General features: G+C 35.3%; 8 protein-coding genes and 1 tRNA gene. 3 read left to right on the top strand and 6 right to left on the bottom strand.

Annotation, left to right across the window (positions count from 1 at the left end; translation table 11 throughout):
* Positions 1-77 precede the first annotated feature (77 nt).
* The 3 genes from ABW637_RS10340 (at position 78) to ABW637_RS10330 (ending at position 6,611) form a co-directional block, all read left to right on the top strand.
* Entirely contained in the window at positions 78-2,297 is a 2,220-nt protein-coding gene (locus tag ABW637_RS10340) for a GMC oxidoreductase (RefSeq protein WP_367584609.1), read from the top strand.
* 226 nt (positions 2,298-2,523) lie between these two features.
* A complete protein-coding gene (locus tag ABW637_RS10335) occupies positions 2,524-4,740 on the top strand; it encodes a GMC oxidoreductase (RefSeq protein WP_367584608.1) in 2,217 nt (738 codons plus the stop codon).
* Positions 4,741-5,453: 713 nt separating this feature from the next.
* Positions 5,454-6,611 carry a N(5)-(carboxyethyl)ornithine synthase gene (locus ABW637_RS10330; RefSeq protein WP_367584607.1) on the top strand — a complete coding sequence of 386 codons (1,158 nt, stop codon included), beginning with the start codon at positions 5,454-5,456 and terminating at the stop codon, positions 6,609-6,611.
* A 297-nt stretch (positions 6,612-6,908) separates the two neighbouring features.
* On the opposite strand, the gene ABW637_RS10325 is transcribed toward ABW637_RS10330, so the two are convergent.
* The 6 genes from ABW637_RS10325 to murC form a co-directional block, all read right to left on the bottom strand.
* Positions 6,909-6,982, bottom strand: a tRNA-Arg gene (locus ABW637_RS10325).
* A gap of 12 nt (positions 6,983-6,994) precedes the next feature.
* Positions 6,995-7,444, bottom strand: a complete 450-nt coding sequence (locus tag ABW637_RS10320) for a GatB/YqeY domain-containing protein (RefSeq protein ID WP_367584606.1) — start codon at positions 7,442-7,444, stop codon at positions 6,995-6,997.
* A 100-nt stretch (positions 7,445-7,544) separates the two neighbouring features.
* Positions 7,545-9,506: a cell division protein FtsZ gene (gene ftsZ, locus ABW637_RS10315; protein ID WP_367584605.1), complete on the bottom strand. Its 1,962-nt coding sequence runs from the start codon at positions 9,504-9,506 to the stop codon at positions 7,545-7,547.
* A gap of 195 nt (positions 9,507-9,701) precedes the next feature.
* Complete coding sequence (ftsA, locus tag ABW637_RS10310) at positions 9,702-11,051, bottom strand: cell division protein FtsA (RefSeq protein WP_367584604.1); 1,350 nt, start codon at positions 11,049-11,051, stop codon at positions 9,702-9,704.
* Positions 11,052-11,058: 7 nt separating this feature from the next.
* Complete coding sequence (locus tag ABW637_RS10305) at positions 11,059-11,778, bottom strand: hypothetical protein (RefSeq protein ID WP_367584603.1); 720 nt, start codon at positions 11,776-11,778, stop codon at positions 11,059-11,061.
* Positions 11,775-13,121: a UDP-N-acetylmuramate--L-alanine ligase gene (murC, locus tag ABW637_RS10300; RefSeq protein WP_367584602.1), complete on the bottom strand. Its 1,347-nt coding sequence runs from the start codon at positions 13,119-13,121 to the stop codon at positions 11,775-11,777. The genes ABW637_RS10305 and murC overlap by 4 nt, the downstream gene beginning before the upstream one ends.
* Between the last annotated feature and the right edge of the window lie 5 nt (positions 13,122-13,126).

Here is a 13,126-nt window from a genome sequence, read left to right as displayed (position 1 = left end):
CAGTTTGTTATGCGCGCATAGTACTTGTTGTTTTTTATATTCGCGCTTTGAACTCAACTATTTAACCTAACACCAATATGAGCAATTCTAAAAAATTATCAAGGAGAAAATTTGCCAAAAAATCTGCAGTTTTAGCCGCTGCAGGGGCTGTAGCTCCGCAATTATTAAATTCTAAAACACAACAAAACACCTCAAACATAGACTATGATTATGTTATTGTAGGGTCTGGAGCCGGAGGAGGACCTCTTGCGGCCAACTTGGCAAGACATGGTTTTAAAGTTTTAGTATTAGAAGCAGGAGCTAAAGATGCAAAAACCGACAACTATAAGGTACCCGCCTATCATACATTTGCGTCAGAAGATGAAAATTTGTCCTGGAGTTATTTTGTAAAACATTATTCTGGAGAGCGAGATCAATTAGACAGTAAGTATGTGCCCGGAAAAGGAATTCTATATCCAAGAGGAGCGACCATTGGAGGATCAACAGCCAATAATGCCTTGATCACGGTATATCCACATGCCAATGATTTTGAATATATAGCCGATCTAACAGGTGATGATAGCTGGAGAGCAGAAAACATGCGAGAGTATTTTAAGCACCTGGAAAATTGTGAGTATCTAAAAAGTTGGGAAGCCAGAAGAGAAGATCATGGAACAGATGGATGGCTACCCACCAACTACCAAAATTTAGATATAGGTACTTTGTTGCAAAATATTCCTTTGGCTGGTTTGATCAAAGCGAACCTTGCACATGCCGGCAGAAACATTTTGGATTTACTTTTTAATGAAAAATCTTTTGATGTAAATCAACGATCTTTTGAAAGAGGTGCCGAAGGACCAATACTAGTCCCTCAAACCATGGATAATAAAGCTTCTAGACATTCTGTAAGAGAATATCTTTTGGAAACTCAAGAGCAATTTCCAGAGAATTTGACAATTATCACCGATGCTTTAGTAAGCAAAGTTGTATTTAATGAACAAAAAGAGGCTATAGGTGTTGAATATATTAAGGGTGGCAACTTATATGAAGCTGATCCTTTATACAAAGGTTCATCAAATACAAATACTACGCAATTCGTAAAAGCATCTAAAGAGGTTATCTTATCAGCCGGAACATTTAATACTCCTCAATTACTACAATTATCAGGAATAGGAGAAGCATCTTTATTAGAAGAAAAAGGAATTGATGTACTACAAGACTTACCGGGAGTAGGTAAAAATCTACAAGATCGATACGAATTAGGGCTTACCTATGAATTGAATGGTCGTCTATTAGAAAATTGTACTTTTTCTGAAGGTGATGATGATTGTTTAGATAATTATAATAGAAATGGCGCTGGCCCATATACCAGTAATGGTGCCGTTGCTGCCAACATCATAAGAACAGATCCTAAATTACAAGATCCAGATCTTTTCAATTTTTGCTTGATTAGTGATTTCAAAGGATACTATCCAGGGTATAGCGAAAAGATAAAAGAATCAAAAAATAGAGTAACCTGGGCAATATTAAAAGGGCATACAGAAAATACAGCGGGAGAGGTTAAAATACAAAGTGTTGATCCAACTAAAACTCCGGACATTAATTTTAAGTATTTTAATGATGGTCAGGATCTTAATGGAAAAGATATGCAAGCTCTTGTAAAAGGGGTTGATAACATTAGGGACCTTATGAATAATTGGAAAGTTCGTAATTCTATCAAAAAAGAAGTTTGGCCTGGAGCTGAAGTAGTTACTAATCAAGAAAAACAAGATTTTATAGCCAAAGAAACTTGGGGACACCATGCTTGTGGTACCTGTAAGATTGGAAATGGGGATACAAACGATGTTTTAGATAGTAATTTTAAAGTAAGAGGAGTTAAAAATTTACGTGTGGTTGATGCATCTGTATTCCCTAAGATTCCTGGGTTTTTTATCGCTGTGCCTATCTATTTAATTAGTGAAAAAGCTACCGATGTTATTCTTAAGGATGCAGGTGTAGAAAGAAATCAAAGTCTTTTACGTAGAAAAATCAATCAGTTTACTAAGTCCAGAGCAGAACAGAAATTAGAAGCTGTTAGTGTAAAAACATATCCTAACCCTTGTATTAATGAAATTCATTTTAAAGTGGATCATGATTATGCTTCTTCTGCCGGTTATTTAATCATTGTAGATAATAGCGGGAAAATAGTTTTCAATCAATCCTATTCGGATTTTGAAAATATTACTGTCGATACAAGTAGCTATCAAGCAGGTGTTTACAACTACTTGTTACATTTAGGAAATGTAAAGAAAACCGGAAGATTTGCTAAACATTCTTAGTCCATGACTTTCAGATAGGTTATTTAACCGAAATAAAGAAAAACCACGCTATACTAGCGTGGTTTTTCTTTATATAAAAAATTCATAATCAACACCTTATAAATACTAGAATCATTCCAATATGTTAAAAAAATAGCTTTTAACATTAGTTTTTGTGTGGTATTAACGGAACCCAAACCTCTATTATTTTGGTATATTTAAAACACACAAACTCAAACCAATAACAATGAATAATTCTAAGAAATTATCAAGGAGGAATTTTGCCAAAAAATCCGCTTTGATAGCAGCAGCTGGGGCAGTTGCACCGCAACTTTTAAATTCTAAATCAACAGAAGAAACGCTCAACACCGACTACGATTATATTGTCGTGGGCTCGGGAGCCGGAGGAGGTCCTCTGGCAGCTAATTTGGCACGACACGGCTTTAAAGTATTAGTATTAGAAGCAGGAGCTAAAGACCCTAAAACCGATAATTACAAAATACCGGCATACCATCCTTTAGCATCAGAAGATGAAAAACTGTCATGGAACTATTTTGTAAAACATTATTCTGGAGATCGAGATCAATTAGACAGTAAATATGTCCCCGGAAAAGGAATTCTATATCCAAGAGGAGCTACCATTGGTGGATCTACTGCGGTAAATGCTATGATTACAGTATATCCGCATGCTAATGATTTTGAATACATAGCCGAACTAACCGGAGATGACAGCTGGAGGGCCGAAAATATGCGTGAATATTTCAAACGTTTAGAAAATTGTGAATATCTAAAAACTAATGAAGCGATAAGAGAAGATCATGGACTTGATGGATGGCTCCCAACCAATTATCAAAATCAGGACATTGGTACTTTATTAGAGAACACATCGTTACTAGGAATTATTAAGGCCAACCTTGACTATACCGGTAGAAATATATTAGAGATGTTTTTTAATGAAAAATCTTTTGATGTAAACAAACGATCTTTTGAACGAGGTGGTGAAGGAGCTTTATTAATTCCGCAAACTATGGATAAAAAAGCTTCAAGGCATTCGGTAAGAGAATATCTATTAGAGACACAAGAACTATATCCAGAGAATTTAACCATTATCACCGATGCTTTAGTTAGTAAAGTGGTCTTTAATGAACAAAAAGAAGCTATTGGCGTAGAATATATTAAAGGAAACAACCTTTATGAAGCAGACCGTCTTTATGATGACACGTCGAATCCAGATGCTCCCTTATTCGTAAAAGCCACCAGAGAGGTTATTTTATCAGCTGGAGCATTCAACACTCCTCAAATACTACAATTATCTGGTGTAGGAGAAGCTTCTTTATTAGAAGAAAAAGGAATACATGTAATACAAGATTTACCTGGAGTAGGAAGAAATCTACAAGATCGATATGAAGTAGGTGTTAGTTATAAACTAAAAGAGAAAATATTAGAAACCTGTACCTTTTCTGAAGGTAATGATGTTTGTCTTAATAAATATAACAACAGTGCTGTTGGTCCGTATACTAGTAGCGGTGTTGCAGCGGCTAACATTAAACGATCAGACCCACAGCTACCTGACCCAGATCTTTTCACTTTTTGTGTAACAACAGATTTTATAGGGTATTATCCAGGCTATAGTGAAACGATAAAGACCACTAGAGATAAAATTACTTGGGCATTATTAAAAGGTCATACAGAGAATACTGCCGGAGAAGTTAAAATAAAAAGTGGGGACCCCAGAAAGACTCCAAATATTAATTTTAAAAATTTTACTGATGCCCAGGATTTAGATGGTTCAGATATGAAAGCTTTAATAAAAGGAGTAGATAACATTAGGACCATCATGAAGAGCCGTCATGTGCGTAATATTATCGAAAAAGAAACTTGGCCAGGAAGCGAAGTCGAATCATATGAAGATATGCGAGATTTCATTGCAAGAGAAACATGGGGTCACCATGCCTGCGGTACCTGTAAGATTGGAAATGGGGATACAAATGATGTATTAGATAGTAATTTTAAGGTACAAGGAGTTAAAAATCTACGTGTGGTTGATGCATCCGTATTTCCTAAGATTCCTGGTTTTTTTATTGCCGTGCCTATCTATCTGATTAGTGAAAAAGCCACCGATGTTATTCTAAATGATGCAGGTGTTGAACGTAATCAAAATCTTTTACGCAGAAAAATCAATCAGTTTACTAAATCTAGAGCAGAGCAGAAATTAGATGCGATTAGCGTAAAAGCCTATCCCAACCCTTGTATTGATGAAGTTCACTTTACTGTCGACAAAAATCATGCTACTACAAATGGTTATTTAATCATTGTAGATAATACCGGAAAAATAGTTTTTAATCAATCCTATTCAGGTTTTGAAAAAATTACTGTGGATACAAGCCAATTACCTTCTGGTGTTTATACCTACTTACTACAATTAGGAAACATCAAGAAAACCGAAAGGTTTATAAAGCAATAAAATACAATCTACCCGTTTTGCATTTAGAAAAAATAGTATAACAAAAGCGCCAGTTCGAAATTCTAAATGCACAACGGGTTCATTTAACAATAATTAAAACGAACTGTTTCTTTACTATTATTTATCATATACTATTACAAATCAGTGTTATTCGGATCTTTCCTTTTTCCAATACTCTTTTTTTGCTTTCTTCTGTTTTATAATATGCCACAAAAAATTAATGATACCGGAAAGAATAAAAAATCTAGAAGAAATTACAAAATATACAAAAGAGTATCAAGCCTTATTGATAGACTGCTAAGACCATTATACCATAAAAAGTTAGCTTTATTATAACTTTTGGAAGACAATTAAATAATGGATTATATAGAGCCGCTTTTTTGTGGAGAACGAGTAAATATTGTTGCTTACTTTTCTCTATTTCAAATTGCTAGTGTATGCGGTTTCATGAATTGCATTTATTACGACTTAATAATACAATTATTTAAGGTATCTTTGGTATTGGATTATTTATCCGTTGATATTATCACACTTGTAGGTTCTAGTCTTGGGAACCCAAAAGGTCATTTTTATGTACCTCCTTTCTGATTATTGATGCGCTATCACTTAATGACTGATTTTTAATAAGTAACCATTTATAAGAATCTTATTAAGACGTCTTGTTTATTTCATTAATAGCAGTCGTCGATTTCAATTGAAAAAACAAAAATCATATGACTTTATCAAAAATCGGTGTTATTGGAACTTCAAAAAAAGAAGACGAAAGGCGGGTACCTATTCATCCAGAGCACCTAAAAAGACTTCCAGAAAACATTCGCAGACAGCTCATTTTTGAAAAAGGATATGGAGCACCTTTTAATATTAAAGATGAAGAAATCGCAAATCAGACAGGGGGAATAGCTACACGAAATGAAATATTATCAGATATTGGGTCTGCTATTATAGCTAAACCTGTAGTGTCTGATTTTAAAGCATTGAAAATTGGTGGCGTTCTTTGGGGTTATCCTCACTGCGCTCAGCAAATGGAAGTTACCCAAACTGCTATAGATAGAAAACTAACCTTAATTGCCTTTGAAGATATGTTTATTTGGAAGCCAAATGGAGAAATGGGTAGGCATACTTTCTATAAGAACAATGAAATGGCAGGTTACTGCGCTGTTATACATGCTTTGCAACTTAAAGGAATAGACGGACACTATGGAAATCAAAGAAAAGTGATTATATTTAGTTTTGGTGCCGTTAGCAGAGGGGCTATATACGCATTAAAAGCTCATGGCTTTAGAGATATCACTGTCTGTATTCAAAGACCTGATCATGAGGTCAGAGAAGAAATATTGGATGTAGATTACGTTAGAATTGTAAAAAGCGAAGTAAATGATCCTCGATTGCTTATTGTAGAACATGACGGATCGGAAAAACCCCTATTAGATTTGATAAGTGACTCCGAAATCATAATTAATGGTACATTTCAAGATCCAAATAACCCTCTCGATTTTGTGATAGAAGAAGAAAAGTCTAGATTAAAGCCAGGTACATTGATCATCGATGTTAGTTGTGATGAAGGAATGGGTTTTTATTTTGCTACCCCAACCACATTTAAAAATCCAATTATAGTAGTAGATAATATCGATTACTATGCGGTGGATCATACTCCCAGTTATTTTTGGGAAAGTGCTTCAAGATCAATTTCTGCTGCATTGATTGTACATTTAAGATCTGTGCTTGAAGGTCGAGAGGGTTGGTTAGAAAATACTACGATCAAAAATGCAATAAATATAGATGAAGGGGTTGTAGTAAAAGAAGCCATTCTTAGATTCCAGAATCGCCTAGAAGCTTATCCACATTCAGTGAAATTAAGTAAGGTAATCTAGATATGATTTGTGGTATTATAGGTAACCGTTATATAAACATATTTGGGTTCATTTCTAATAAAAAAAAGTAATAACAATCAACGAAAAAGCCAGGTAGAATTGTCTGGCGCTGGACAATATTGTTGAAAAAGCGACCGCAGAGGAATTAACTAATTTTGATCCCATTGTGCTCCCTTTGCAAATAGAAAACCACGAGCTATCGCTCTAGTTCTTTATTTTATTCCAAAGCTTCAAACTACGTTTGGCTTTTCCATAAAACAAAGAACCACGCCAAATGGCGTGGTTCCTTACTTGATGTGACCGCGGAGGGATTCAAACCCCCAACCCTCAGAGCCGAAATCTGATGCGCTATTCAGTTGCGCCACGCGGCCTAATATTTTGTTTTATGCTAATTTACTTTTTACTATGGTAGAAATTATTTTACCATCTGCTTGTCCGGCCAATTCTTTAGAAACGATTCCCATTACTTTACCCATATCCTTCATACCAGATGCTCCAAGATCATCTATAGTCATCACTACGACTTTCTCTATTTCTTCTTCACTTAATTGCTCTGGTAAAAATTGCTCGATTACCTTAGCCTGATCAATCTCTGGCTGAGCCAGATCATCTCTTCCTTGCTCTGAAAAAATAGTTGCACTATCCTTACGTTGCTTCACCAGCTTTTGAAGTAATTTTAACTCTTGATCCTCGGTTAATTCTTCTTTGGCACCGCTTTCTGTTTGAGCCAACAAAATAGCTGATTTAATAGCGCGCAATGAGGTTAATGCATTGGTATCTTTGGCTTTCATTGCCTCTTTCATTGCAGTCATTACTTCTTGTTGTAAACTCATACCTATTGGTTTTTAATCTTTGGATTGCGAAGATAAAAAATAAACCGATAATCTAAGACTAGATTATCGGTTTATCTATTATTTTGGTTTTATAAAATTCTTAGTCCACATTATCATGAAGAAACGAATTGTTCTTACGCAATTGTATATCATCATTACTATCTGTTCCTAATGACGTTCTGGATAGCCCAGAATCATCTGGTTTAGCATCAACATCTATTCCAGCGCGTTTATATGCTGGTTCTTTTTCAATATCATCAACCTTAGAATTGCTATTTTTAAATTTATAGTTAAATTCTTTCATTTTAGCACGACGTTCTGCCGCTCTTGCCTTTAAAGTTTCAGAAATTGGTTGATTCATCGGATCGGGATCTTCTAATTTCTCAGTCTCGGGAGCAGGGTCCACAGTTTTCTTTTCAAAAACTACCTCTTCTTCTTCAATCACTTCGGTAGGTTGAGCTTCGGTAAGTCGTTTTTCCTCTTCCATATAATCCTCTAGACTATATCTTTGTACTCCTTCAGATACTGTTTCTCCAACTGGTACTACTTCTATAGGGTCATTAACTTCCATATCCAAAATATCATCACTCAAATCAAAAACAATTGGTTGTTCTTCTTCGATTTTTTGTTCTTTTGGAACAGATTGTTGATCGTCTAACTCTTCATTAGTATCACCACTTGCAGGCATATCAAAAGCCAATGCAAATTGATCAGCTTTCTCTTCTTCTTCCTCTTCCTGGTTTACTTCTTTAGCATCATTTACTTCTATTTGTTTAATAATATCCTGTGCATTAATAATCACAAAATCATTATCTGAAGAAAATGGGTCAACCACTTCATACTCTACATTGATATTTTTTAATAAATCTGTTGTAGGTATAAGTAAAGCATCTTCGTCTTCGATCAACTCATGTTTTATAACCGGCTCTTCTACTTTATCCTTCTTTGATAATGGAGAAAAGACAGGAGCAACCTTACCTGTAGATTTAGGTGTTAAATCTTGTACTGCTGCACGTTGTTCATCCTCTAGGGTATGAATTATTTTCTTAGTTTCTGTATTTACAATCTCATCTTGTTGTTCTACATCAAATCCAGTAGCAATTACAGTAACAGAAATTGCATCTTCTAGAGATTCATCTTCTCCAACTCCCATAATTATATTAGCGCCATGACCTGCTTCTTGCTGAATATGATCATTGATTTCACCAATCTCATCAATAGTTATTTCTTCTTTTCCGGATACGATTAGAAGGAGTACATTTTTAGCACCGGTAATCTTATTATCATTAAGTAAAGGAGAATCTAATGCTTTCACAATAGCATCGTGAGCACGTTTATTACCAGAGGCATTAGCAGAGCCCATGATTGCAGTACCACTATTACTAAGAACGGTCTTAGCATCACGTAAATCTATATTTTGTGTATAGTGATGTGTTATTACTTCGGCTATACCACGAGATGCCGTAGCCAGGACTTCGTCTGCTTTAGAGAAACCAGCTTTAAACCCTAGATTACCATAAACTTCTCTTAATTTATTATTATTAATTACAATCAAAGAGTCTACATGTGCTCGAAGTCGCTCTACTCCCAAATGTGCTTGTTCATTACGCATTCGTCCTTCGAACTGAAAAGGGATCGTTACAATACCTACGGTAAGAATATCAAGCTCTTTTGCCATTTTTGCAATAATCGGAGCGGCTCCGGTACCTGTACCTCCACCCATACCAGCTGTGATAAATATCATTTTGGTATTAGTGTCTAGCATTGTTTTTATGTCTTCATAGCTCTCTACAGCAGATTGCTCACCAACTTCTGGGTTTGCTCCAGCACCTAATCCCTCTGTTAATGATACACCTAATTGTATCTTATTGGGAATTGAGCTATTCTCCAGTGCCTGTGCATCTGTATTACAGATTACAAAATCAACTCCTTTAATCCCTTGCTGGAACATGTGGTTAATGGCATTGCTACCTCCTCCACCTACTCCAATGACTTTGATTACATTAGATTGATTTTTAGGCAAATCAAACGAAATATTTTCGAACTCCTCCTTTTTACTCATAATTGCTAATTTTCTGGTTCTCCTACTTTTCTTTATATATTTTTCTGTTCAAAACATGAACATTTTCCTATCCAATCCTTCAGTTCTGGCCCTTTCAACAAAATAGTTTACAGGACAATTTCTTTACTTTTCCAGCCCCTCAACGCTGGCCCCCTCGCTAAAAATGTCCACAGGACATTTTCTTTACACTCGGTCCTATTCTGCATTATCCAAGAATTCCTTGAATTTTTCCGTCCATTTCTCTAGAATATTCTTTCTAGGTTTCATATCTACTCTTGGATTTTCTTCTTCTTCGATAACCGTATTCTCAACTTCAGCTTGCGTTGTTGATTCTGCATTTGCCAAGGTTTCTTTTTTTGCTGTCTTTTTTTGTTTTTTGATATATACCAGACTATCCATTACTAATCCTACCGCTGTGGCATACATAGGACTTGTGGTTTCAGAATCGCTATTACCCGCCAAATGTTCATTTGGGTATCCTATTCTTGTATCCATCCCCGTAATGTATTCTACAAGTTGTTTAAGATGTTTTAATTGTGAACCACCTCCTGTCAATACAATTCCCGCGATTAACTTTTTCTTTGGGGACTCATGTCCATAATTCTTAATTTCTAAGAAGACCTGTTCCACAATCTCCACAACACGGGCATGAATAATTTTGGATAAATTCTTTAATGTAATTTCCTTTGGTTCCCTTCCGCGTAAACCAGGTATCGAAACAATCTCATTATCCTTATTTTCACCTGGCCAGGCAGATCCAAATTTTATTTTTAATAATTCTGCTTGCTTTTCTATAATCGAGCATCCTTCTTTAATATCTTCTGTAATGACATTTCCACCAAAAGGAATCACTGCAGTATGGCGAATAATACCATCTTTAAAAATTGCAAGATCTGTAGTACCACCTCCTATATCTATTAAAGCAACTCCTGCTTCTTTTTCTTCCTGGCTTAATACTGCATTAGCAGAAGCTAAGGGTTCTAATGTTACATCAGACAGCTCTAATCCAGAGCTTTTTACACATCTTCCGATATTACGAATAGAGGTTACTTGCCCTACTACTACATGAAAATTAGCTTCTAACCTTCCTCCATACATTCCTACCGGTTCTTTTATTTCGGCTTGACCGTCTACTTTATATTCTTGCGGCAATACATGTAAAATTTCTTCTCCTGGTAGCATTACCAGTTTATGTACTTGATTACATAACTTATCTATATCATCGTCGTCAATAACTGCATCAGCATTAGGCCTGGTGATATAATCACTATGTTGTAAACTACGAATATGCTGTCCTGCAATACCTACAGTTACATCGTTTATTTTCATTCCCGAAACACTTTCTGCCTCTTGAACCGCTTGTTGTATGGATTGAATCGTTTGTGTTATATTATTTACTACTCCACGGTGTACTCCCAAGCTTTTAGATTTACCAACGCCCAATACTTCCATCTTTCCATATTCATTATACCGTCCAACCATAGCAACAATCTTAGTTGTCCCTATGTCTAATCCCACCGCTATTTCATTTACTTCTCTTTCCATATTGGTATTATTTTATTGTGCATACCACTTGATTACTAAATTGTAAGCTTACTTTTTTATATTTATCAAGGCTTTGATCCTTTAAAGCTTTTTGATAAAATGCCTTAAAATTTCTGACCTTACTCTCCAAATTTTCAACTTTTCCTACCACTACTCTAAAAGGATACACTCTAAACTCAAGTTCATAGTGTCCTTTAAATGTCCTGTACACTCCAACCACATGTTTTTTTAAAAATTCATCATCCTGAATTTTCTTCAACAAGGGAAAAACCTCAGGAACTTCTCTCTCTGATACATTATGCACCAAAGGCACATGTGCTGAATAACTATCGGATAAAGGCATCGTACTACCGGTAACATCTACATAAAAAGAAGTAACCGCGTTAACCCTAGCAATGGGGGAGCGTTGCTTGATTCGTGCCTTAAGTTCTCCATTTACAGTTAGATACACATCAGAATGTTCAATCATTTTGTGTGCATCCAGCCCCTTCTCTACAGTATTCAAAACTAAAATTTCTTTGCCCACGTTCGTAACCCTCTCCTGATTTTGTATTAACAATTTATTAACCGCCCTTTCATTTACATAAGGATCTTGTTCTTCAATAAATTCTACAAGTACTTTATTAATTTTTCGTTGCTTATTACGATTGCTCGTAAAAGCAAAAAGAACAATGATCAAAATAGCAAGACCACTAAACTTTACATATGTATACATTCTTTTTTTCATACCAATAATGCTTCTTTTATACGCCCCACTTCTTCCCCAATATCTCCAGCACCAATAGTTAGAACAACTTGAGCACCACTATCTGTTATTTCTTTAATCAGTTTATCTTTGAATGTTATTTTCTTGTTTGTATTATCTATCATTTCTAACAACCAGCTTGAGGTTATTCCTTCTATCGGTAATTCTCTTGCCGGATATATATCCAAAAGCAAAAGTTGATCAAACTGACTAAGGCTTTTTGCAAAATCGGAAGCAAAATCTCTGGTTCTACTAAATAGATGCGGTTGAAAAATGGCTAACACATTTTTTCCAGGGTGCATTTCTCTAACGGCTTGATGCAAAGCATTAATCTCTGTTGGATGATGTGCATAATCATCTATATATACCAGATCATCTGTTTTAATTTGGTAACTAAATCTACGTTGCACACCTTTAAAAGAAAATAAAGCCTTTGCTAAAGATCCGGTTGGGGAGCCGTAAAGCAAAGCTATAGCAAAGGCCGTAACAACATTTAATAAATTATGTCTTCCAGGTAGATTTACACGTAAATCTTTAATTAATTTACCTGGTGTTTTTAAATCAAAAACATAAGTGCCATTATCAATTCTTATGTTTTTGGCACAATAATCAGAACTATCCTCTATCCCGAAGGTAATACCAGAAAGTGGCAACCCATTACGCACTAACAGATGGTCTTTTGCTCTGGATGAAAACTCAACAAAAGAATCCTCTAAAGCATTAGCTTTTTCATAAATATCTAAATGATCAGCATCCATTGATGTTATAGCAACAATATCAGGGTAAAGTTGCAAGAACGATCTATCAAACTCATCTGCTTCAACCACTACCACTTCATTTCCTTCTAAAATTAGGTTAGAGTTGTAATTCTCGCTTATCCCTCCTAAAAAGGCAGTCACTTTTGCCCCGCTCTCTTTTAACAAATGAGCAAGGATAGCCGTTGTAGTGGTTTTTCCATGGGTTCCCGCTACTGCCAGCGTATATACATTCTTGGTTATTATCCCTAATACTTCTGCTCTTTTTTTAATTGTAAAACCATTATTCTGAAAATATTCAAATTCTTTATGACCTTTAGGAATTGCAGGTGTATATACAACTACACTTTCTTCTTTATTTAAAAATTGATCAGGAATAGCATTTATATCATCTTCAAAATGAATATCGATACCTAATTCGGACAAATCCAAGGTAATTTGAGTTGGCGTTTTATCATAACCAGCGACATTTTTTCCTAAAAACTTAAAATATCGAGCAAGCGCACTCATTCCGATACCGCCAATACCGATAAAATAAATATTCTTTATGTTCTCTAAATTGTTATTCATTTATA

It is taken from the genome of Aquimarina penaris (assembly GCF_040786285.1).
In the GTDB taxonomy this organism is placed as follows: domain Bacteria; phylum Bacteroidota; class Bacteroidia; order Flavobacteriales; family Flavobacteriaceae; genus Aquimarina.
Note: the sequence above shows the minus strand (reverse complement) of the source record. Positions and strands in the feature narration are given on the sequence as shown.

Excerpts from the sequence above, each read along its gene's own strand:
- ABW637_RS10340 (WP_367584609.1), top strand. The coding sequence starts at position 78 with ATGAGCAATTCTAAAAAATTATCAAGGAGAAAATTTGCCAAAAAATCT.
- ABW637_RS10335 (WP_367584608.1), top strand. The coding sequence starts at position 2,524 with ATGAATAATTCTAAGAAATTATCAAGGAGGAATTTTGCCAAAAAATCC.
- ABW637_RS10330 (WP_367584607.1), top strand. The coding sequence starts at position 5,454 with ATGACTTTATCAAAAATCGGTGTTATTGGAACTTCAAAAAAAGAAGAC.
- ABW637_RS10320 (WP_367584606.1), bottom strand. The coding sequence starts at position 7,444 with ATGAGTTTACAACAAGAAGTAATGACTGCAATGAAAGAGGCAATGAAA.
- ftsZ (WP_367584605.1), bottom strand. The coding sequence starts at position 9,506 with ATGAGTAAAAAGGAGGAGTTCGAAAATATTTCGTTTGATTTGCCTAAA.
- ftsA (WP_367584604.1), bottom strand. The coding sequence starts at position 11,051 with ATGGAAAGAGAAGTAAATGAAATAGCGGTGGGATTAGACATAGGGACA.
- ABW637_RS10305 (WP_367584603.1), bottom strand. The coding sequence starts at position 11,778 with ATGAAAAAAAGAATGTATACATATGTAAAGTTTAGTGGTCTTGCTATT.
- murC (WP_367584602.1), bottom strand. The coding sequence starts at position 13,121 with ATGAATAACAATTTAGAGAACATAAAGAATATTTATTTTATCGGTATT.